Source organism: Ideonella sp. A 288, assembly GCF_002198735.1.
Taxonomy (GTDB): Bacteria; Pseudomonadota; Gammaproteobacteria; order Burkholderiales; family Burkholderiaceae_C; genus Pseudaquabacterium.
Genome location: NZ_MWLO01000137.1, coordinates 247,269 through 268,706 on the forward strand (window position 1 = coordinate 247,269; position 21,438 = coordinate 268,706).

Annotated in this window: 21 protein-coding genes and 1 pseudogene; 13 read left to right on the forward strand and 9 right to left on the reverse strand. The window is 70.2% G+C overall.

Annotated elements, in window-relative coordinates:
- Positions 1-106 precede the first annotated feature (106 nt).
- From hpf to hprK, 3 genes are all read left to right on the forward strand, one after another.
- Positions 107-448, forward strand: coding sequence for a ribosome hibernation-promoting factor, HPF/YfiA family (gene hpf, locus EOINJALH_RS20670; protein WP_088283528.1), 342 nt, complete (start codon positions 107-109; stop codon positions 446-448).
- Positions 449-656: 208 nt separating this feature from the next.
- A complete protein-coding gene (locus EOINJALH_RS20675) occupies positions 657-1,127 on the forward strand; it encodes a PTS sugar transporter subunit IIA (RefSeq protein ID WP_088283530.1) in 471 nt (156 codons plus the stop codon).
- A gap of 52 nt (positions 1,128-1,179) precedes the next feature.
- On the forward strand, positions 1,180-2,133 hold the full coding sequence (gene hprK / locus EOINJALH_RS20680) for an HPr(Ser) kinase/phosphatase (protein ID WP_088283532.1): 954 nt from the start codon (positions 1,180-1,182) through the stop codon (positions 2,131-2,133).
- Between the two features lie 7 nt (positions 2,134-2,140).
- Here hprK and fur read toward each other — a convergent pair whose 3' ends face one another.
- Positions 2,141-2,653, reverse strand: coding sequence for a ferric iron uptake transcriptional regulator (gene fur, locus EOINJALH_RS20685; protein WP_088283534.1), 513 nt, complete (start codon positions 2,651-2,653; stop codon positions 2,141-2,143).
- Positions 2,654-2,814: 161 nt separating this feature from the next.
- On the opposite strand from fur, the gene EOINJALH_RS20690 reads away from it, so the two are divergent.
- The 7 genes from EOINJALH_RS20690 (at position 2,815) to holA (ending at position 9,660) form a co-directional block, all read left to right on the forward strand.
- Entirely contained in the window at positions 2,815-3,315 is a 501-nt protein-coding gene (locus tag EOINJALH_RS20690; protein WP_234413960.1) for an outer membrane protein assembly factor BamE, read from the forward strand.
- Positions 3,312-4,136 (forward strand): 4-hydroxy-tetrahydrodipicolinate reductase, encoded by an 825-nt coding sequence (gene dapB / locus EOINJALH_RS20695; protein WP_088283538.1) that lies wholly within the window; start codon positions 3,312-3,314, stop codon positions 4,134-4,136. The genes EOINJALH_RS20690 and dapB overlap by 4 nt, the downstream gene beginning before the upstream one ends.
- Positions 4,137-4,211: 75 nt before the next feature.
- On the forward strand, positions 4,212-4,880 hold the full coding sequence (locus tag EOINJALH_RS20700; RefSeq protein WP_088283540.1) for a MotA/TolQ/ExbB proton channel family protein: 669 nt from the start codon (positions 4,212-4,214) through the stop codon (positions 4,878-4,880).
- A gap of 3 nt (positions 4,881-4,883) precedes the next feature.
- Positions 4,884-5,303: a biopolymer transporter ExbD gene (locus EOINJALH_RS20705; protein ID WP_088283542.1), complete on the forward strand. Its 420-nt coding sequence runs from the start codon at positions 4,884-4,886 to the stop codon at positions 5,301-5,303.
- A gap of 59 nt (positions 5,304-5,362) precedes the next feature.
- Complete coding sequence (gene leuS, locus EOINJALH_RS20710; protein ID WP_088283544.1) at positions 5,363-8,065, forward strand: leucine--tRNA ligase; 2,703 nt, start codon at positions 5,363-5,365, stop codon at positions 8,063-8,065.
- Positions 8,066-8,071: 6 nt separating this feature from the next.
- Positions 8,072-8,554: an LPS assembly lipoprotein LptE gene (gene lptE / locus EOINJALH_RS20715; RefSeq protein ID WP_088283716.1), complete on the forward strand. Its 483-nt coding sequence runs from the start codon at positions 8,072-8,074 to the stop codon at positions 8,552-8,554.
- Between the two features lie 8 nt (positions 8,555-8,562).
- Complete coding sequence (gene holA, locus EOINJALH_RS20720; protein ID WP_088283547.1) at positions 8,563-9,660, forward strand: DNA polymerase III subunit delta; 1,098 nt, start codon at positions 8,563-8,565, stop codon at positions 9,658-9,660.
- Between the two features lie 39 nt (positions 9,661-9,699).
- Here holA and EOINJALH_RS20725 read toward each other — a convergent pair whose 3' ends face one another.
- The 6 genes from EOINJALH_RS20725 to EOINJALH_RS20750 form a co-directional block, all read right to left on the reverse strand.
- Positions 9,700-10,644, reverse strand: a complete 945-nt coding sequence (locus EOINJALH_RS20725; RefSeq protein ID WP_088283549.1) for a glyoxylate/hydroxypyruvate reductase A — start codon at positions 10,642-10,644, stop codon at positions 9,700-9,702.
- Positions 10,641-11,132 (reverse strand): CinA family protein, encoded by a 492-nt coding sequence (locus EOINJALH_RS20730; RefSeq protein ID WP_088283550.1) that lies wholly within the window; start codon positions 11,130-11,132, stop codon positions 10,641-10,643. Before EOINJALH_RS20730 ends, EOINJALH_RS20725 begins: the two co-directional genes overlap by 4 nt.
- Positions 11,129-11,617, reverse strand: a complete 489-nt coding sequence (locus EOINJALH_RS20735) for a phosphatidylglycerophosphatase A (protein ID WP_234413967.1) — start codon at positions 11,615-11,617, stop codon at positions 11,129-11,131. Before EOINJALH_RS20735 ends, EOINJALH_RS20730 begins: the two co-directional genes overlap by 4 nt.
- Before the next feature lie 73 nt (positions 11,618-11,690).
- The gene (gene thiL, locus EOINJALH_RS20740; protein ID WP_199873436.1) at positions 11,691-12,659 is read right to left on the reverse strand and encodes a thiamine-phosphate kinase; all 969 of its coding nucleotides are present in this window, start codon (positions 12,657-12,659) and stop codon (positions 11,691-11,693) included.
- A gap of 73 nt (positions 12,660-12,732) precedes the next feature.
- Positions 12,733-13,401, reverse strand: coding sequence for a response regulator transcription factor (locus EOINJALH_RS20745; RefSeq protein ID WP_234413961.1), 669 nt, complete (start codon positions 13,399-13,401; stop codon positions 12,733-12,735).
- A 70-nt stretch (positions 13,402-13,471) separates the two neighbouring features.
- Positions 13,472-15,493 (reverse strand): ATP-binding protein, encoded by a 2,022-nt coding sequence (locus EOINJALH_RS20750; RefSeq protein ID WP_088283556.1) that lies wholly within the window; start codon positions 15,491-15,493, stop codon positions 13,472-13,474.
- A gap of 191 nt (positions 15,494-15,684) precedes the next feature.
- Between EOINJALH_RS20750 and EOINJALH_RS20755 the strand changes: the two genes are divergently transcribed.
- The 3 genes and pseudogenes from EOINJALH_RS20755 to EOINJALH_RS20765 form a co-directional block, all read left to right on the forward strand.
- Positions 15,685-17,979, forward strand: coding sequence for an NADP-dependent malic enzyme (locus EOINJALH_RS20755; protein WP_088283558.1), 2,295 nt, complete (start codon positions 15,685-15,687; stop codon positions 17,977-17,979).
- 231 nt (positions 17,980-18,210) lie between these two features.
- On the forward strand, positions 18,211-18,639 hold the full coding sequence (locus tag EOINJALH_RS20760; protein ID WP_088283560.1) for a ribonuclease domain-containing protein: 429 nt from the start codon (positions 18,211-18,213) through the stop codon (positions 18,637-18,639).
- A gap of 46 nt (positions 18,640-18,685) precedes the next feature.
- Positions 18,686-19,075 (forward strand): annotated as a pseudogene (locus EOINJALH_RS20765) (barstar family protein); the annotation flags it as partial.
- Between the two features lie 228 nt (positions 19,076-19,303).
- Here EOINJALH_RS20765 and rsmA read toward each other — a convergent pair.
- Together rsmA and EOINJALH_RS20775 are read right to left on the reverse strand one after the other, a co-directional pair.
- A complete protein-coding gene (gene rsmA / locus EOINJALH_RS20770) occupies positions 19,304-20,074 on the reverse strand; it encodes a 16S rRNA (adenine(1518)-N(6)/adenine(1519)-N(6))-dimethyltransferase RsmA (RefSeq protein WP_234413962.1) in 771 nt (256 codons plus the stop codon).
- Positions 20,075-20,094: 20 nt separating this feature from the next.
- The gene (locus tag EOINJALH_RS20775) at positions 20,095-21,426 is read right to left on the reverse strand and encodes a peptidylprolyl isomerase (RefSeq protein ID WP_088283566.1); all 1,332 of its coding nucleotides are present in this window, start codon (positions 21,424-21,426) and stop codon (positions 20,095-20,097) included.
- Between the last annotated feature and the right edge of the window lie 12 nt (positions 21,427-21,438).

The window sequence follows — 21,438 nt, forward strand, 5'->3', positions numbered from 1 at the left end:
GAATCGGTTGCACACTGGGTTCGCAGGCTGCGGAGACAAGGGCCTTGCGGCCCGGTCGGCGCTCCCCTGCTGGACTTTGGCAAACCATATCGACAAGGAGGTTCTGATGAACCTGACGATCAGCGGACACCACCTGGAAGTGACCCCGGCCCTGCGAGAGTATGTGCTCACCAAGCTGGACCGCGTCACTCGACACTTCGATCAAGTGGTGGATGTGAACGTGCTGCTGACGTTCGAGAAGCTCAAGGAGAAAGAGCGACGGCAGAAGGCCGAAGTGACACTCCACACCAAAGGAAAGGACATCTTCGTCGAGCAAGCGCACGAGGACATGTATGCCGCGATCGACCAATTGATGGACAAGCTGGATCGCCAGGTCTGCCGTCACAAGGACAAGCTGCAGGACCACCACCACGAATCCGGCAAGCGGCTGGACGTCGACGCCCGCTGAAGTCGACCCCTGATCGCACGAAAGTCACGGCCCTGCGGGGCCGTTTTTCTTGCCCGCCGAGCATGAACTGCGGCGCCGTGACAACATCCCCCATCCGCGGGTACACGCCGCGATGCAGTGCAGCAATGGATTTCTATAATCACTGTTCTGTCACAGGTCCCGTGAAGTCGCCAACCAACTTGGTGGGTGCCCTGCGGGTGGGAACACCATGAATCGCCTTGCTGCCATCCTGCCTGCGAGCAACGTGCTGGTGAACGTCGATGCGACCAGCAAGAAGCGCGTGTTCGAGCATGCCGGCCTGCTGTTCGAGAACCAGCACGCCATCTCGCGCGCCACCGTGACCGACAACCTGTTCGCCCGAGAACGGCTGGGCTCCACCGGCCTGGGGCACGGCGTGGCCATCCCCCATGGCCGCATCAAGGGCCTGAAGAATCCGCTGGCCGCGGTCATCCGCGTGCAGCAGCCCATTCCCTTCGACGCGCCCGACGATGAGGCCGTCGGCCTGCTGATCTTCCTGCTGGTGCCCGAAGCGGCCACGCAGCGGCACCTCGAGATCCTGTCCGAGATCGCCGAGTTGCTGTCCGATCGCGAGCTGCGCGAGCGCATGAAGAACGCGCCCGACGAGGCCGCGCTGCACAAGCTCATCTCCGACTGGGCGCCGCTGCGATCGGTAGCCTGATCGCGCCGTCGGGTGTGCGTCGGCACCGGCGGTCGTTGACGCGAAAATCACCTTGAAGCCTTCATCGATCAGCGCCGAGGCCCTCTTCGAGGCCCACCGCGAACTGCTGCGCTGGGAATGGATCGCGGGCCATGCGCACCCCGAACGCCGCTTCGACGAAGCCGCCGTGCGCGATGCGCAGTCGGCCGCAGACCTGGTCGGCTACCTCAACTACATCCACCCCTACCGGGTGCAGATCGTCGGCCGCCGCGAGGTGGCCTACCTGTCCGAATCGACCCCCGAAGACCAGGAGCGGCGCATCTCGCGCATCGTGACGCTGGAGCCGCCGGTGCTGATCGCCGCCGACGGCGTCTCGCCGCCCGACCGGCTGGTGGCCATGTGCGACCGCGCCGAGATCCCGCTGTTCGTCACCAGCGAATCCGCGGGCCATGTCATCGACATCGTGCGCGCCTACCTGGCGCAATTGTTTGCCGACCGCATCACCCGGCACGGCGTGTTCATGGACATCCTGGGCCTGGGCGTGCTGCTCACCGGCGAATCCGGCCTGGGCAAGAGCGAACTGGGGCTCGAGCTGATCTCGCGCGGACACGGCCTGGTGGCCGACGACGCGGTCGACCTGTACAAGGTGTCGCAGAGCTCGCTCGAGGGCCGCTGCCCCGATCTGCTGCTCAACCTGCTCGAGGTGCGCGGCATCGGCCTGCTCGACATCAAGGCCATCTTTGGCGAGACGGCAGTGCGCCGGAAGATGCGCCTGAAGCTGATCGTGCACCTGGTGCGCAAGGAGACGATGGAACGCGAGTTCGAGCGGCTGCCCTACGAGCCGCTGAACGAAGAGATCCTCGGCATCCCCGTGCGCAAGGTGGTGATCACCGTCGATGCCGGACGCAATCTGGCCGTGCTGGTCGAGGCCGCGGTGCGCAACTCGATCCTGCAGTTGCGGGGCATCGACACCTACCAGGAATTCATCGCGCGCCACCAGCGGGCGATGCAGAACGGCGAAGGTTGAGCCGCGTTCAGCCCGGCCGGTGCGGGCACTTCGCCTTCACGCACACGGCGTACAGCGACAGCGCATGGTCCTGCAGTTCGAAGCCGCGGTCGGCGGCCACGGCGCGCTGGCGCTTCTCGATCTCGGGGTCGTAGAACTCCTCGACGCGGCCGCAGGTCAGGCACACCAGGTGGTCGTGGTGCTGCCCTTCGTTCAGTTCGAACACCGACTTGCCCGACTCGAAATGGCTGCGCGACAGCAGGCCGGCCTGCTCGAACTGCATCAGCACCCGATAGACAGTGGCCAGGCCGATGTCGGCGTCGTCGGCGATCAGCGCCTTGTAGACGTCCTCGGCGGTCATGTGGCGCTGCGGCGAGGTGCGGAAGACCTCGAGGATCTTGATGCGCGGCAGCGTGGACTTCAGGCCGCTGCTCTTGAGCTGGTCCCCCGGACGGGCCGATCCGGCCGGGTCGGCGGCGGCGTCGGCAGCGGTCGCCGTGGGCCGGGCGGGGGGCTTGGAGTCGTCGACGCGGTTGGGCATGGGGTCGTCCGGGCGGGGCAGCCACTCGCGGCTCGCTAGAATCGTTGGATCATATCCACACCCGTGACCGGCACGTGCTGCTGCCGTGTCGCCCACCGCGCGCCATGCCAGGTCATCTGTCCGTTTCACCGCCGCTCCGCCGGCTGGCCCTCGCCAAGTCGGTGTTGGTCATTTCGGTGCTGGCCCTGGCGGGGTGCTCGTCGCTCCAGGTGTCCGACGGCTTCCTGGGCGTGATCACGCCCTACCGCATCGACATCGTCCAGGGCAACGTCGTCACCAAGGAGCAGGTCGCGCTGATCAAGCCGGGCATGACCCGCAACCAGGTGCGCGACGCCATCGGCTCGCCCATGCTGACCGACATGTTCCATGCCGACCGCTGGGACTATGTGTTCACGATGAAGCGCCCCGGCACCGAACCGCAGCGCCGGGTGATCGTCGCGCACTTCAAGGGCGACCTGCTCGACCGCCTGGAGGCCCCCGATCTGCCCTCAGAGCGCGAGTTCGTGGCCACCATCGCGCCCCTGAAGACGCCGCCCAAGCCGCGAGTGCTCGAACTGACCGACGAACAGCGCAAGGCACTGCCGGTGCCCGCCCGCGCCCAGGCGGCCTCGGCCCCGGCCACCGGCCCGGCGCGCACCTATCCGCCGCTGGAGCCATCATGAGCCTGCCGGCGCCGACCCCGCTGCGCATCGCCATCGCCGGCGCCTCGGGGCGCATGGGCCGCATGCTGGTGGAGGCGGTGCTGGCCGCGCCCGACGCGGTGCTGGCCGGCGCGCTGGACGTGCCCGACAGCCCGGCGCTCGGTCAGGATGCTGGCGCGGCGCTGGGCGCCATCACCGGCGTGCGGGTCACCAGCGACCTGCGCGCCGGCCTGGCGAACGCCCAGGTGCTGATTGACTTCACCCGCCCCGAAGGCACGCTGGCCCACCTGGCCGCCTGCCGCGAACTGGGCGTGCGCATGGTCATCGGCACCACCGGCTTCAGCGAGGCGCAGAAGGCCCGCATCGCCGACGCGGCCACGCAGATCGCCATCATGATGGCACCCAACATGAGCGTCGGCGTCAACGCCGTGCTCGAACTGCTGGCCCGTGCCGCGCGCATGCTGAACCACGGCTTCGACATCGAGGTCATCGAGGCCCACCATCGCCACAAGGTCGATGCGCCCAGTGGCACCGCGCTGAAGATGGGCGAGGTGCTGGCCGACGCGCTGGGCCGCCGGCTCGACGAGTGCGCGGTCTACGCGCGCGAAGGGGTCACCGGCCCGCGCGACCCGTCGACGATCGGCTTTTCCACCATCCGCGGTGGCGACATCATCGGCGACCACACGGTGCTCTTCGCCGGCGACGGCGAGCGCATCGAGATCACCCACAAGAGCACCAGCCGCGTCACCTACGCGCAAGGCAGCCTGCACGCGGCGCGCTACATCGTGCAGCAGGCCAGCGGCCTGCACGACATGAGCGACGTGCTGGGCCTGCGCGCATGAGCAACCGCACGGCGGTGACACCGGCCATGTGGCGCCCGGCCCTGCCGGCCGCGCCTCTGTCCAGCGGGCCTTGAGATGGACGGCCTGGTGCAGTTCTGGTCCCAGACCGACGCGATCGGCCGCGCTGTGGCGGCCCTGCTGCTGCTGATGTCGATCAGCGCCTGGGTGCTGATCGTCTGGAAGACCTGGGTGCTGAGCCGCGCACGCCACGATGCCGTGCAGGCGGTGGCCGCGTTCTGGGCCGCCGAGTCGCATGCCGCCGGCCGCGACCGGCTGGCCTCGCTCGACCGCGAGCAGGTGCTGCTGCCGCTGCTGGACGCCACCGCCCCGCGGGCCGGCACCGGCACCCTCGAGACGCGTGGCGCGCTCGAAACCCAGCTCACGCGGCGCCTGCGCGACGCGCTGCACCGCAGCCTGCAGCACCTGCAGTATGGCCAGGTGCTGCTGGCCTCGATCGGCAGCACGGCGCCCTTCATCGGCCTGTTCGGCACCGTCTGGGGCATCTACCACGCGCTGGTCAGCATCGCCACGGCCGGCTCGATCACCATCGAGAAGGTCGCCGGCCCGGTGGGCGAGGCGCTGATCATGACGGCCGCCGGCCTGGCCGTGGCCATCCCGGCCGTGCTGGCCTACAACCTGTTCGGCAAGTGGGTGGCCGGCTGCGAGGCCGAACTCGAAGGCTTTGCCCACGACCTGCGCGAGATGGCCCTCGAGGCCGCGTCGCGCAGCAGCCCGGGCGACTGAGACATGGCTTTCGGTCGACTCGAGCGCAAGGCCGGCGCCTCGCCGATGAGCGACATCAACATGACGCCGCTGATCGACGTGATGCTGGTGCTGCTGGTGATCTTCATGATCACCGCGCCGCTGATGACCTCCAGCCTGCGGCTCGACCTGCCGAAGACGGAGGGCGCGCGCCCCACCGACGCCGGCCAGTTCGTCACCGTGGCGGTCGACCCTGCCGGCAAGCTGTTCTGGGGCGACCAGCCGGTGAGCGCCGAGCAATTGAAGCTGCGCGTGCGCGAGGCCGCGCTGCGCAACCCCGCCACCGAAGTGCAGTTGCGCGCCGACCAGGCCGTGCCCTACGGCCGCATCGCCGAGCTGATCGGCCTGGTGCAGGACGGCGGGCTGTCGCGCATCGGCTTCGTCACCGAAACAGCCGCCAAGTAGGCCGGGCACCGCGCGGTGCAGGACGGTGGCGGCCGGGTGCTGCCTCCTACAATCGGCGCATGAACGACAAGTACGTCCCCGCCGAGATCGAAGTTGCCGCGCAGGCCCACTGGCAGGCCACCCAGGCCTACCGCGTCACCGAGGACGCGCGCGACGCACAGGGCCAGCCCAAGCCCAAGTTCTACGCCTGCTCGATGCTGCCCTACCCCAGCGGCAAGCTGCACATGGGCCATGTGCGCAACTACACCATCAACGACATGCTCACGCGCCAATTGCGCATGAAGGGCATGAACGTGCTGATGCCGATGGGCTGGGACGCCTTCGGCCTGCCGGCCGAGAACGCGGCAATGAAAAACAAGGTGCCGCCCGCGAAGTGGACCTACGACAACATTGCCCACATGAAGGGCCAGATGCAGGCCATGGGCCTGGCCATCGACTGGTCGCGCGAGGTGGCCACCTGCACGCCGGCGTACTACAAGTGGAACCAGTGGCTGTTCCTGAAGATGCTCGAGAAGGGCATCGCCGAGCGCCGCACCCAGGTCGTCAACTGGGACCCGGTCGACCTGACCGTGCTGGCCAACGAGCAGGTCATCGACGGCCGTGGCTGGCGCTCGGGCGCGGTGATCGAGAAGCGCGAGATCCCCGGCTACTACCTGAAGATCACCGACTACGCCGAAGAGTTGCTCTCGGCCGTGGCCAACCCCGAGGACCCGAACTACCTGGCCGGGTGGCCCGAGCGCGTGCGCCTGATGCAGGAAAACTGGATCGGCAAGAGCACCGGCGTGCGCTTCGCCTTCCCGCACGCCATCGCCGATGCCGCCGGTGCGCTGATCGGCGACGGCCGCCTGTGGGTCTTCACCACCCGGCCCGACACCATCATGGGCGTCACCTTCTGCGCCGTGGCGCCCGAGCACCCGCTGGCCACGCACGCCGCCGCCAGCCGCCCCGAGGTGGCCGCCTTCATCGCCGAATGCGCGCAGGGCGGCACCACCGAGGCCGAACTGGCCACGCAGGACAAGAAGGGCGTGCGCACCGGCCTGACCGTCACGCACCCGCTCACTGGCGACGCGGTCGAGGTGTGGGTGGGCAACTACGTGCTGATGAGCTACGGCGACGGCGCGGTGATGGGCGTGCCGGCGCACGACGAGCGCGATTTCGCCTTCGCGAAGAAGTACGGCCTGGCGATCCGCCAGGTGGTGGCAGTGGACGGCGAGCCCTTCACCACCGACGCCTGGGCTGAAAGCTATGCCGACAAGCAGCGCGGCCGCTGCGTCCACTCCGGCGTGCTCGACGGGCTGGCCTACAAGCCGGCGGTCGACAAGGTGGCCGAACTGCTCGGCGCCAAGGGCCTGGGCGAGAAGAAGACCACCTGGCGCCTGCGCGACTGGGGCGTCAGCCGCCAGCGCTACTGGGGCACGCCGATCCCGATCATCCACTGCGACGACCATGGCGCGGTGCCGGTGCCCGAGCGCGATCTGCCGGTGGTGCTGCCGGAGGACTGCATCCCCGACGGCAGCGGCAACCCGCTGAACAAGCGCACCGACTTCCTCAACGTGCCCTGCCCGGTGTGCGGCAAGCCGGCGCGGCGCGAGACGGACACGATGGACACCTTCGTCGATTCGTCCTGGTACTTCATGCGCTATTGCGACCCGACCAACACCGAGAAGATGGTGGCCGAGGGCACGCAGTACTGGATGCCCGGCGCGAACGCGCAGGGTGCGGCGCCCGGCATGGACCAGTACATCGGCGGCATCGAGCACGCCATCCTGCACCTGCTGTACGCCCGCTTCTGGACCAAGGTGATGCGCGACCTTGGCCTGGTGAAGTGCGCCGAGCCCTTCACCAAGCTGTTGACGCAGGGCATGGTGCTCAACCACATCTACTCGCGCCGCGGCGACAAGGGCGGCATCGAGTACTTCTGGCCGCACGAGGTGGACGATGTGCGCGACGAGACCGGCAAGGTCACCGGCGCGCGCGTGAAGGCCGATGGCTCGATGGTGGACTACGAGGGCGTGGGCACCATGTCCAAGTCCAAGAACAACGGCGTCGATCCGCAGGCGCTGATCGACCGCTACGGCGCCGACACGGCCCGTCTGTTCGTGATGTTCGCCTCGCCGCCCGAACAGACGCTGGAATGGAACGATGCCGGCGTGGAAGGCGCGCACCGCTTCCTGCGGCGCGTGTGGGCCTATGGCGCAAAGAACGCGGACACACTGACACGCGCCACGGCCAGTGACCTCAGCCGGGCGTCGCTGCGGCCGGAAGCGGCGGCGCTGCGACGCGAGGTGCACCTGGTGCTGCGCCAGGTGAGCCACGACTACGAGCGCATGCAGTACAACACCGTGGTGTCGGGCTGCATGAAGCTGCTCAATGCGCTGGAGGCCTTCAAGGCCGACGGCAGCGACGGCGATGCCGCCACGCTGTGCGAGAGCGTGTCCGTGCTGCTGCGTGCGCTGTACCCGGCCTGCCCGCACCTCACGCACGCGCTGTGGACCGAGCTCGGTTTCGCCCGCGCCGTGGGCGACCTGCTCGACGCACCCTGGCCGCAGGTGGACGAGGCCGCGCTGGTGCAGGACGAGATCGAACTGGTGCTGCAGATCGCCGGCAAGACGCGCGGCGCCGTGCGCGTGCCCGCCGCGGCCGACAAGGCCGCGATCGAAGCCGCCGCGCTGGCCTCGCCCGAGTTCGCCAAGTTCTCCGAAGGCAAGCCGGCCCGCAAGGTGGTGGTGGTGCCGGGCCGCCTGGTCAACGTGGTGGTCTGAGTGCGCATGCAACGCCGCATCGTCCTCGCCGCGCTGCCACTGGCCCTGTCGGGCTGCGGCTTCGCGTTGCGGCGGGCGCCGGCATTGCCGTTCGAGCGCATCTCGCTGACGGGCTTCGACCCACGCTCGCCGCTGGCCGAAGAACTGGCCCGCACGCTGTCCACCTCGGTCAGCGTGGTCGCTGCCGGACAGAAACCCGAGGTGCTGCTGCAATCGCTGCTCGACCGGCGCGACAAGGTCGTGGCCGCCGCCAACGCCGCCGGGCAGGTGCGCGAAGTGCAGTTGCGCGTGCACTTCGAGTTCAAGCTGGTCACGCCAGGCGGCCGCGAACTGCTGCCGAAGGTGGGCCTGGTGCTGGTGCGCGACCTCAGCTACAACGAGACCTTCGCGCTGGCCAAGGAGCAGGAAGAGGCGCAGATCTACGCGGCCATGCAGTCCGACATCGTGATGCAGGTGCTGCGCCGCCTGGCCCAGGCCCCACGCGCCTGACGAACCCCATGCAACTGCGCCCCGAGCAGCTCGACGCGCACCTGGCCCGCGGCCTGAAGCGGGTCTACACGCTGTACGGCGACGAGCCGCTGCTGGCCCAGGAGGCCGGCGACACCATCCGCGCCGCCGGGCGCGCGGCCGGCTTCAGCGAACGGCAGGTGTTCAACGTGGCCGGTGCCAACTTCGACTGGTCGGGCGTGCTGGGCGCCGCCCAGGCGATGAGCCTGTTCGCCGAGCGGCAGCTGATCGAGCTGCGCATCCCCGGCGGCAAGCCGGGCAAGGACGGCTCGGAGGCCCTGCAGCGGTATTGCGACGCCGTCTCGGACGACGTGCTCACGCTGGTGCACCTGCCCCGGCTCGACAAGCAGCAGCAACAGAGCGCCTGGTTCAGCGCGCTCGACGGCGCGGGGGTCACGCTGCGCATCGAGCCGGTGGAGCGGCGGGCGCTGCCCGGCTGGCTGGCCCAGCGCCTGGCCCGCCAGGGGCAGCGCGTGGCCGCCGGAGAGTCCGGCGAGCAGACGCTGGCCTTCTTCGCCGACCGCGTGGAAGGCAACCTGCTCGCCGCGCACCAGGAGCTGCAGAAGCTGGCACTGCTCTACCCCGCCGGCGAGCTGAGCTTCGAGCAGGTGGAATCGGCCGTGCTCAACGTGGCCCGCTACGACGTGTTCAAGCTCGGCGAGGCCGTGCTGGCCGGCCAGACCGGGCGCGTGCTGCGCATGCTCGACGGCCTGCGCGCCGAGGGCGACTCGGCCGTGCTGGTGCACTGGACGCTGGCCGGCGACCTGATGGCGCTGAAGCAGGTGCGCGAGGCGCTCGACCACGGCCGACCGCTGCCGATGGCGCTGCGCGAGGCGCGCATCTGGGGCCCGAAGGAACGCCTGTTCGAGCGCGCCGTGCCGCTGCTGTCGGCCCACCAGCTGGCGCACCTGGTGGAGGCGGCCAGCCTGTGCGACGGCGTGGTCAAGGGCCTGAAGCACCCGGCCTGGCCGCTCGACCCCTGGGACGCCGTGCGCCGCCTGGCGCTGCTGGTGGTGCAGGCGGTGGCCCTGCCGCCGGCCCCGCGCGGCCGCGTGCCGGTGATGATGCGGCTGGCGCTGGACGCGTAGATCTGCCGCTGGGCAGGCGGGCGCGACGCCCCTGCGGCGTCAATACCCTCGCGCCCGATCCACCCGATGGGCCAGCGGCGCTCCGCTGGCCAGGGCCCGCACATTGCGCACCACCACTTCGGCCGCGCTGCGCACATCGGTCTGCGCCGCCACGTGCGGCAGCACGGTGACGTGCGGATGGGCCCAGAACGGGTGCCCGGCCGGCAGCGGCTCCACCGCGAAGACGTCGAGCACCGCATGGGCGATCTGGCCGCTGGCCAGCGCGGCCAGCAGGTCGGCCTCGACCAGGTGCGCGCCGCGCGCCAGGTTGACGATGGCCGCGCCCGCCGGCAGGGCCGAGAACAGCCGCGCGTCCAGGATGCCGCGGGTGGCATCCGTCAGCGGCAGCAGGTTGACGACGGTGCGCGCGGCGGCCAGCGCCGGCGCCAGTGCCGCGTCGCCATGGACCGTGCGCACGCCGTGGCCGATCGGCTCGGACGGTGTGCGGCCCCAGGCGGTGACCGGGTAGCCCTGCTGCGCCAGCCGGGCCGCCGCGGTGCGGCCCATCTGACCGGTGCCCAGCACCAGCACCGGCACCTCGTCGGCGCGCCGCTGCGGCGCCTGGTGCCAGCGGCCATCGCGCTGCTGGCGCGCGCAGTCGAAGAAGCCGCGGTGCAGCGACAGCACGGCCCACAGCGCGGTCTCGGCCATCGCCGCATTCATCGCGGGATCGACCATGCGCGCCACCGGCACCTCCGGCGGCACGGTGGCGTCGGCCAGCAGGCGGTCGACGCCCGCCCACAGCGACTGGATCAGGCGCAGCCCGGTCAGCCCGCGCAACTGCCCCGGCGGCGGGTTGGCCACGATGGCGACCTCGATCGACGCCTCGTCGACCTCGCCACGCTGCAGCAGCAGGCGGTGGCCCGGGCCGAGCGCACGGCGCAGTGCCTCGGCCCAGGCATCGCGCTCGTCGTCGTCCCAACTGCCGCACAGGAACAGGTTCATGGCGCCCTCGCGAAATCGAGCAGGCCCTGCAGTGCGCGCTCGACGGTGGCCTGGCGTACGGCCGCCCGGTCGCCGGCGAACACCTGCCGCTCGGCGCGCTCACCCTGCGGGCCACGCCAGGCCAGCCACACCGTGCCCACCGGCTTGTCGGGCGACCCGCCGCCCGGACCGGCGATGCCGGTGACGGCCACCGCCAGGTCGGCCGCCGAGTGGCGCAGCGCGCCCTGCACCATCGCACGCGCCACCGGCTCGCTGACGGCGCCGTGCAGCGTGATGAGCTCCGCCGGCACGCCCAGCAGTTCGGTCTTGGCGGCGTTGCTGTAGGTGACGAAGCCGCGCTCGAACCAGTCGCTCGATCCGGCCAGGTCGGTGCAGGCCGCGGCGATCAAGCCGCCGGTGCAGCTCTCGGCGGTGGCCAGACGCCAGCCGCGCCCTCGCAGCGCGTCGGCCAGCGCCGCCACCTGCGTGCCGATGCGGTCATGCGTCATCCCACAGCCCTCCACAGCGCGATGACCAGCAGCGTGCAGAGCGCCGCAACGAGGTCGTCGAAGACGATGCCGAAGCCCTGTCTCCAGCCGATGGCCTCGCCCGGGCGCAGCTTGTAGCGGCGGTCGGCCCAGCCCACCGGGCCGGGCTTGGCCGCATCGAAGTAGCGGAACAGCACGAAGGCCGCGGCCTGCATCAGCCAGCCGGCCGGCATCACCAGCCACAGCACCAGCCAGAAGGCCAGCACCTCGTCCCAGACGATGGCACCGGGGTCGGCGATGCCCAGGTGCTGGGCCGTGCGGGTGCAGGCCCACAGGCCGATGGCCAGCGAGGCCAGCAGCACGATGGCCCAGCCGCGGTCGTCCAGCCACGGGTCGGCGACGAGAAAGGTCACCCAGGCCCACAGCGTGCCCACGGTGCCGGGCGCGCGTGGCGACAGCCCGCTGCCGAAGCCGAAGGCCACCCAGTGCGCCGGGTGGCCGACCATGAAACGGGCACTGGGCCGGCGCGGGGCGGCGGCCACGTCGCTGTCGGAGACGGCGTCCACCCCGGCGCTCCGTTCAATCGCTCGCGAAATGGTCGAAGCCGCGCCACGGCAACGGCACCGTGCGGCCTGCACCATCGACCACACGCAGCCCAGGCGCGGCCTCGATGCGCCCGATGCAGGTGGCGGCCACGCCCGCGTCGCGGGCCGCCGCGTGCACCGCGGCATCGTCGGGGGCGGTGAACAGCAACTCGTAGTCGTCGCCCCCGGCCAGCGTGCACTCGAGGCGCAGCGCGGGCGACTGCCCCGCCAGCAGCGCGCTGCAGGGCAAGGCGTCCGCCTGCAGCGTGGCGCCGACGGCCGAGCGCTGCAGCACGTGGCCGAGGTCGCCCAGCAGCCCGTCGCTCAGGTCGATGGCACTGGTGGCCACGCCGCGCAGGGCCAGCCCCAGCGCGACGCGCGGCTGCGGCAGCTCCATCGCGCGGCGGGCCTGCTCGAAGCCCTCGCCCGACAGGGTGACACGGCCGCGGAAGGCCTCCAGCGCCAGCCGCGCGTCGCCGAGGCCGCCGCCCACCGGGTGGCTGACCCACACGCCGTCACCGGGCCGCGCGCCATCGCGCCGCAGCGCCTGGCCCGGCGGCACCTCGCCGAAGACGGTGATGCACAGGTTCAGCGGACCGGCGGTGGTGTCGCCGCCGACGAGTTCGATGTCGTGTTCGTCGGCCAGCGCGAGCATGCCCTGCGCCAGCGGCGCGAGGAAGGCCTCTTCGGCGCGCGGCAAGGCCAGCGCCAGCATGAAGGCCAGCGGGCGCGCGCCACAGGCGGCGAGATCGCTGAGGTTGACCGCGAGCGCCTTGTGGCCCAGCCGATCGGGCGGCACGGTGGACAGGAAGTGCCGGCCCTCGACCAGCATGTCGCTGGACACGGCCAGCTGCATGCCGGGTGTGGGCTGCAACAGCGCGCAGTCGTCGCCGACGCCGAGCACGGCGCGCCGCACAGGGCGGGTGAAGAAACGTGCGATGAGGTCGAATTCGCCCAGGGCCATGGGGCGGATTGTGGCCGAGGCCGCCAACGCCGCCGCCCGCGCCGGCCCATGGCGCCGGGCGCGGGGCAAGCCCTCAGGGCGGGGCGCCGCGCAGCAGGTTGGCCAGTTCGACCGCCGAGCGCACGTTCATCTTCTCGAAGACCCGGGCGCGGTGCACTTCGACCGTGCGCACGCTGATGTCCAGCTCGTCGGCGATCAGCTTGTTGGCCAGGCCGTCGATCACACGCGCCATCACCTCGCGTTCGCGCTCGGTGAGCTCGGACAGCGCATGCGCCGTGCGGCGCTGCATCTCGCGCCGGCGGATGGCCTCGCCGCTGCGCGCCAGCGCCAGTTCGACGCGGTCGACCAGCGCGTTGTCGGAGAAGGGCTTCTCGACGAAATCGAAGGCGCCACGCTTGACCGCCGCCACTGCGGTGGGCACGTCGCCGTGGCCGGTGAGGAAGATCACCGGCAGGCGCTCGACCAGCCCGCGCTCGATCAGGCGGTCGAACAGCACCAGCCCGCTGGTGCCGGGCATGCGCACGTCGAGCAGCAGGCAACTCGGGCAGTCGGGCCAGGCGCCGTCAAGGTCGCGGCCGACCAGCCAGGCCTCGAAGGCATCGGCATGGGCAAAGCCCTCGGACAGCAGGCGCCGCGAGCGCAGCAGCCAGGCCAACGCATCGCGCACGACCGGCTCGTCGTCGACCAGGTACACCATCGGCAGGCCGAGGTGGATGGGACCGGTGGAAGGTGACGACGCCATGGCCGGAGTATCGGGGACGGCACTCACCGATGCCAAGGCCGCAACGCGCGGGCTGGGGCCTTCGGCGAGATCATTCTCCCCGCGGCGCCAGCACCGGCAGCGTGAAGCGGAAGGCCGTGCCGCGGGCCAGGTTCTCGAAGTCGATCGCGCCGCCATGCTGCTCGATCACGGTGCGGCACAGCGACAGGCCCAGGCCCATGCCCTCGTCCTTGGTGGTGAAGAACGGCGTGAACAGCCGCTGCGCCACCTCGGGCGGGATGCCGCGGCCGGCATCGATCACGTCGAAGGCCGCCCACTTGCCCTGCACGCGGCTCACCCGCAGCGTGAGCACCCGGTCTTCCATCGGCGTGTCGGCCTCCATCGCCTGCAGGCCGTTGCGGGCGAGGTTCAGCAGCACCTGCTCGACCATCGTGCGGTCGACGCGCACCCGCGGCGCGGGTTTGGGCACGTCCACCTCCAGCCGCGCGCCGCTCTTGCGGGCCTGCAGGCGCACCAGCGGCAGCACCGATTCGATCAGCAGTTCAGCGCCCACGACCTCATGCGCCTGGTGGCGGCGGCGCACGAAGTCGTGCACGCTCTTGATCACCCGGCCGGCACGCTCGGCCTGCTCGGCGATGCGCGTCATGGCCTGCTGCAGCATCGCCGGCGTGTCCGCGTCGGGCTGCTCCATCAGGTTGATCGAGCCGGTGGCGTAGCTGGCGATCGCCGACAGAGGCTGGTTCAGCTCATGGCTCAGCAAGGACGCCATCTCGCCGACGCTGGCCAGCCGCGCAGTGGCCTGCAGCCGCTCCTGCTGCTGCCGCGCCAGGTCTTCCATGCGGCGCTGGTCGCGCACGTCGACCACCGTGCTCATCCAGCCCTTGTGCTTGCCGACGCTGTCGACCAGCGGCGCCTCGTACACCATCACCGGGAAGCGCTCGCCGTCCTTGCGCATGAACACCGTTTCGTAGCCCTCGCGCGAGGGCTCGGTGCCTTCCGAGGTGCTGAGCCGCTCGGCCTGGCGCGCCTGGTAGTTGGCCACCTGCTCGGGCGGCCAGTAGGGCGGCACCTCGGCGGCCTGCAACTCGTCCTCGCTGTAGCCCACCATCGAACAGAACGCCGGGTTGACATGCACGATGCGGCCCTGCCGGTCGCGCGCCCGCACGCCGGTGATGAGCGAATCCTCCATCGCCTTGCGGAAGGCCAGCGCCTCGGCCAGCGCCTCCTCGGCCCGAGCCCGCCGCCGGCCGTCGCGCACCAGCAACAGCACCACGCCGAACAAGCCCAGCGACAGGCCCAGCACCAGGGCCACCGCAAGGTTCGGGATCAGGCTGGGCTTGCGCTCGACGGCGTCCACGCGCAACTGCAGGCCGTTGCCCGGCAGGTCGACGATGCGCTCGGCGATGAACACGCCGGCCCCACGGACCGACCCGGCACGGGCCAGCCGGGTGCCATCGGGCTCGACGAACGACACCTCGTTCCGTCGCGCCAGCTCGGCCGGGCGGGTCTCCTCCAGCAGCGTGCCGAGCACCACGCTGGCGACGACAAAACCGACCAGCTGCCCGGTGTCCTGTTGCGGCACGCACACGTCCACCACCTCGACGCCGTGGCCGTTGGCCATCGGCACGAACTGGCTGTGGCCGAAGGCCGGCGACATCATGCGCCGTGCCGCCGCGCAGGCCACCTCGGCCTCGACCTCCATCTCCTGCCGTGGCCAGTGCTGGAACAACGGCACCCGGAACGGCGAATCGGCCGCGCCGACCACGGCACCGGCACGGTCGCGCCGCTCGATGCGGCCCACTTCGCGCAGGCTGCGCATCAACGCGTCGGCCTCGCCCTGCCAGTCTTCTGTCGACCCGGCCCGCAGGCCCAGCGCCTGCAAGCCCTGCAACACCTGCTGCGCACGGCGCTTGAGTTCGCCGGCCAGCATGCCGGCGGTCTCGTCGGTGCGGTCCTGCACCCGCGCCTCTTCGTAACGCAAGGTCAGCACGACCAGCAGCGTCTGCGCCACCGCCAGCAAGGCGACGAGTGCAGCCCACAGCAACGGCCGGCGCGGGCGCGGGCTGTCGGGCTCGTAAGGGAACACAGGGGCCGCAGGGGCTGGGGGCTTCATCGCTGTCCGAGTATTCCGTGGCTGGCGGTTCAAACTGCTACGCAGTTTTGCGCATGGGCAAGCGGCCCGACGCGGTCCACACTCACCCCGATGATCTTGGTGCATGCCGTTCGCGCATGCCTCCATGCCACATCGGGGTCGGCCGGCACGCCGCCGACTCCTAAAATCGCCGACCCTGCCGGAGCTGCCTGATGTCCACCTACGAAGAAAAGACCGCCGAACTGAGGCGCGCCGCGCTCGAATACCACGAGTTCCCGACGCCGGGCAAGGTGGCCATCGCCGCGACCAAGCAGATGACCAACCAGCGCGACCTGGCGCTGGCCTACTCGCCCGGCGTGGCCGCGGCCTGCGAAGAGATCGTCGCCGACCCGGTCAATGCGTTCCGCTACACCTCGCGCGGCAACCTGGTGGCGGTGGTCACCAACGGCACCGCGGTGCTGGGCCTGGGCAACATCGGCCCGCTGGCCAGCAAGCCGGTGATGGAAGGCAAGGGCGTGCTGTTCAAGAAGTTCGCCGGCATCGACGTCTTCGACCTCGAGATCAACGAGCTCGACGTCGACAAGCTGGTCGACATCATCGCCGCGCTGGAACCCACCTTCGGCGGCATCAACCTCGAGGACATCAAGGCCCCCGACTGCTTCTATGTCGAGCGCAAGCTGCGCGAGCGCATGAAGATCCCGGTCTTCCACGACGACCAGCACGGCACCGCCATCGTCGTCGGCGCCGCACTGCTCAACGGCCTGAAGGTGGTGGGCAAGCGCATCGACGAGATCAAGCTCGTCACCTCGGGCGCCGGCGCGGCCGCACTGGCGTGCCTGAACCTGCTGGTCAAGCTGGGCCTGCCCCGCAAGAACATCTTCGTCACCGACCTGGCCGGCGTCGTCTACACCGGCCGCGTCGAACTGATGGACCCCGACAAGGCCGAATTCGCGCAGGACACGCCGCTGCGCACGCTGGCCGAGGTGATGGCCGGGGCCGACGTGTTCCTGGGGCTGTCGGCCGGCGGGGTGCTCAAGGCCCCGGCGGTGGCCGGCATGGCCGCCCGCCCGCTGATCTTCGCGCTGGCCAACCCGACGCCCGAGATCACGCCGGAAGAGGTCAAGGCGGTGCGCGACGACGCCATCATGGCCACCGGGCGCACCGATTACCCGAACCAGGTCAACAACGTCCTGTGCTTCCCGTACATCTTCCGCGGCGCGCTCGATTCCGGGGCCACCACGATCACCGACGAGATGGAGATCGCCGCGGTGCACGCCATCGCCGAACTGGCGCAGGCCGAGCAGAACGACGTGGTGGCCGCGGCCTACGCAGGCGTCACACTGAGCTTCGGCCCCGAGTACCTGATCCCCAAGCCCTTCGACCCGCGCCTGATGATGATGATCGCGCCGGCGGTGGCACGCGCCGCGGCGTCCTCCGGCGTGGCCGCCCGCCCGGTGACCGACTACGACGCCTACCGCGAAAAGCTGCAGAGCTTCGTCTATGCCTCGGGCAACACGATGAAGCCGATCTTCAGCGCCGCCAAGCGTGCGGCGCGCAAGAACGTGGCCTTCGCGGAAGGCGAGGACCGGCGCGTGCTGCGCGCCGTGCAGGTGGTGGTCGACGAAGGCCTGGCCCGGCCCTGGCTGGTCGGCCGCGCGGCCATCATCGCGGCCCGTGTCGAGAAACTCGGGCTGCGCCTGAAGGAGGGTCGCGACTACGAGGTCGTCAACATCGACAACGACCCGCGCTACCGCGACTTCTGGCAGACCTACCACCGCATGATGGAGCGGCGCGGCGTCACCGAGCAGTTTGCCAAGATCGAGATGCGCCGCCGGCTCACGCTGATCGCCAGCATGCTGCTGCACAAGGGTGAGGTCGACGGCATGATCTGCGGCACCTGGGGCTCGACCACGACGCACCTGGGCCACATCGACCAGGTCATCGGGCCTCGCCCCGGCGTGCACACCTATGCCTGCATGAACGGCCTGGTGCTGCCGGGCCGGCAGGTGTTCCTGGTCGACACCCACATCAACTACGACCCGACGGCCGAACAGATCTCCGAGATCACGGTGATGGCCGCCGAAGAGATGCTGCGCTTCGGCGTGCAGCCGAAGGCAGCGCTGCTGTCGCACTCCAACTTCGGCTCGAGCAATCAGCCGTCGGCGGTGAAGATGCGCGAGGCACTGGCAATCATCCAGCGCGATGCGCCCTGGCTCGAGATCGACGGCGAGATGCACGGCGACGTGGCGCTGGACGCCGTGGCCCGCGCCGAACTGATGCCGCGCTCCACCCTCACCGGGGAGGCCAACCTGCTGGTGCTGCCCAACATCGACGCCGCCAACATCGCCTACAACCTGCTCAAGACGGCGGCCGGCGGCGGCATCGCCATCGGGCCGGTGCTGCTGGGCGCATCCAAGCCAGCGCACATCCTCACGCCCTCGGCCACGGTGCGGCGCATCGTCAACATGACCGCGCTGACGGTGGCCGACGCCAACGCGGCACGCTGACGGCCGCACCAAAGTACCCGGGCTGGTGCCTCGCCCGCACCAGCCGGGTGCGCGACATGGCGCCGCACGGCGGCCGCCCCCGTCCTGGGTGAACGGGCCTTGACAACCGGAAATCATTGATTTCAGATAGCTTTTTCGGTTGTGAGCGCACACTCAATTCCTTCCGCCATTGCCCAATTTTGAGGCAAGCGGCTTGAGTTATCTGGCCCCCTCCAGTATCATTCCCGACTCATGTTTCAGGGTAATCCCGTGGTCAGGGTGGCTCCGTCATCGTTGGCAAGGCTGGTCGGAAAGTTAGGCCTTGCGTCGTTGGTGGTGCTGTCTGCGCTGGTTGGCGCAGAGGCTCAGGCCAGGGGGGTGGTGGACGAGCAAGCCCAGGTGGCTCTGTCGACCTTGCCGAAGGAAGCTCAGCACACGCAGCGCCTCATCCGCGCCGGCGGGCCGTTTCCCTACGCCAAGGACGGCACGGTGTTTGGCAACCGCGAGCGGCTCTTGCCGCGCCGGGAGCGAGGCCACTACCGCGAGTACACGGTGCGCACGCCCGGTTCCAAGAATCGTGGTGCCAGGCGAATCGTTTGCGGCGGACGTCAACCCACCGACCCCGAAGCTTGTTTCTATACCGACGATCACTACGCGAGCTTCAAGCGCATCGTGCAGTGATCCGCCAACCCAGGATCCAGACTGAGCCAATTGGAGGATCGTGACCATGCTGCTGCAGACCGTCCGTCCCAACATCGTGCAGGCCATCCGTGCCTACCGCGTCGAAGACCTCATGCAGGCCGCCGAGACCGCCGGCCAGCATTTTCTGTATGCCAACCTGACCGAGGCGCAGACGAAGCAGGACGTGCTGGACAAGATCGCCGAGGCCTTCCTGTTCCCGGCGCATTTCGGCAAGAACCTCGATGCGCTGTTCGACTGCATGACCGACCTCGTTCACCGCGCGGGGCAGCAGCCGGGCTTCGTCGTCGTGCTCGAGCAGGTGCCGGACAACCCGCGCTTCGACCGCGAAGCCCGCGAGCAGTTGCTCGACGTGTTCCGTGACACGGCCGATTTCTGGGCAGAGCGGCGCATCCCCTTCCGCTGCTTCTACTCGTTCGCTGTGGCCCGCAACGCCGATGCCAATGCCTGGGAGCGCGTCAACGACGTGGTGCAGGCGCCCGAGAAGCCGGTGGCCAAGGCCGTGCCGAAGAACGGCGCCAATCCCAACTTCGGCATGAACATGCCGATGATGAGCAGCGCCTTCGACACCGCCATGTGGATCACCGCGGCCTGACCGCCCCGCGGGCGGATCGATCCAAGGCGGCCTGCGGGCCGCCTTCGTCGTTCAGGGCAGGGCCTGCGCCAGTGCCACGAACTCGGCCACCGGCACCTCCTCGGCCCGCCGCTGCAGGTCGAAGTGGCCCTCGAAGCCCTGGGCCTCGAGCCAGCGGCCCAGGCTGTGGCGCAGCAGCTTGCGGCGCATCGAGAAGGCCGAGGCCACCATCGCCTCGAGGCGCTTCCCGTCGACGGCGGGAGGCTGTGCCAGCGGCACCATGCGCACGATGGCCGAATCCACCCGCGGCGGCGGATCGAAGGCCTCGGGCGGTACTTCCAGCATCAGTTCGATGTTGTAGCGCCACTGCAGCATCACCGACAGGCGGCCGTAGTCCTTGCCACCCGGACCGGCGGCCATGCGCTCGACCACTTCTTTCTGCAGCATGAAGTGCTGGTCGGCGATCAGGCCGGCCCAGGGCAGCAGGTGGAACAGGATGGGCGTCGAGATGTTGTAGGGCAGGTTGCCGATCACCCTCAACGGACGCCCGGCCTGCTGGGCCAACTGGTCGAACGGCACCTTCAGCACGTCCGACTCGATCACCGTGACGCCGGGCCGCTGCCGCCAACGCACCGCCAGGTCGCGGTCGAGTTCGATGACGGTGAGCGCGCCACAGCGTTCGAGCACCGGCTGGGTGATCGCGCCGAGGCCGGGGCCGATCTCGACCAGGGCCTGGCCGGGCCGCGGGTCGATCGTCCGCACGATGCGGTGGATCAGCCCTTCGTCGGTGAGGAAATGCTGGCCGAAGCGCTTGCGCGCGACATGGGGCTGGGATGCCGTCACCGGGATGGGCCGCGGACCGCCTAGAGCGGCGGCTCCCGCATCTCGATGTAGGCGCGCAGGCGCAGGTCCTTGGCCCATTCGAGGTAGGCCTGCTCGAACTTCTGCTCGCGCAGCATGTTGCGCACCTGCTCGCGCACGTCCTTGGGGTCGAGCGCGGTGTCTCGGCGCTCCTGCACCTGGATGAGGTGCACGCCGAAGCGGGATACCACCGGCGGCGACATGCCGCCCAGCGGGAGCCGGTTCATCGCCTCCTCGAACTCGGGCACGAACTGCCCCGGCGAGGCCCAGCCGAGGTCGCCGCCGGCGGAGGCCGAGCCGTCTTCGGACAGTTCTCGCGCGACATCCTCGAACTTGCGCTCGCCGCGCTCGATCTGGCGGCGCACCTGCTCGAGACGGTTGGCGACGGCCTGCGCCGGGGCCTGCTCGGACACCCGCAGCAGCACGTGGCGGGCGCGCGTCTGGGTGACCTTGAAGGCACCGCCGGTCTCGCGGTCGAGCACCTTGAGGATGTGGAAGCCCGCGCCGCTGCGCACCAGCTGGGGCGCGAGCTGCCCCACGGCCACGCCCTTGGTCGCCTCGACGAAGAGGTCGGGCAACCGGCGCTGCGCCCGCCGGCCGATCTCGCCACCGGCCGCACGGTTGCCATCTTCCGACACCTCGCGTGCCACGGCGGTGAAATCCTCGCCCCCGCGCACCCGGGCCAGCGCGCGCTCGGCCCGCGCCCGGCGCTCGGCCAACACGGCGTCGGACGCGCCCTCGGGCACGGTGACCAGGATCTGCGCCAGATTGAGCTCCTGGTCGGTGGACGCCTCGGCGCGCTGGGCTTCGACGATGCGGTCGATGTCGGCATCGCCGATGCGGATGCGCGAGTTCACCTCGCGCTCGCGCACCCGCTCGAGCAGCATCTGGTCGCGCAGGTTGTTGCGAAAGCGCGCGTAGTCCAGGCCCTCGGCGGCCAGGCGCTCGCGCAACTGCGGCAGGGTGAGCTGGTTCTGCGCCGCCACGTTGGCCACCGCGCGCTCGAGCTCGACGTCGTCGATGCGCGCACCGCTCTCGCGGGCGTAGGTGAGCAGCACGCGTTCTTCGATCAACGCGTCGAGCACGTCCTTGCGCAGGTCGGCCTCGGGGGGGATGCGGGCGTTGCCGCTGCGCTGGGCCTCCTGGCGCAGGCGGGCCAGGCGTTGCTCGACCTCGATCGCCGTCACCGACTCGGAGTTGACCACCGCGACGATGTAGTCGCCATTGCGCGCCGCCGAGATGCGCTGGGCCTGCGCCAGCGGGGACAGCGCGGCCACGGCCAGCAGCGCCAGCAGGGTGCCGCGAAGGCGGAAGGGACGGTGGAGATCGGTCATGTCTGGCCAGCA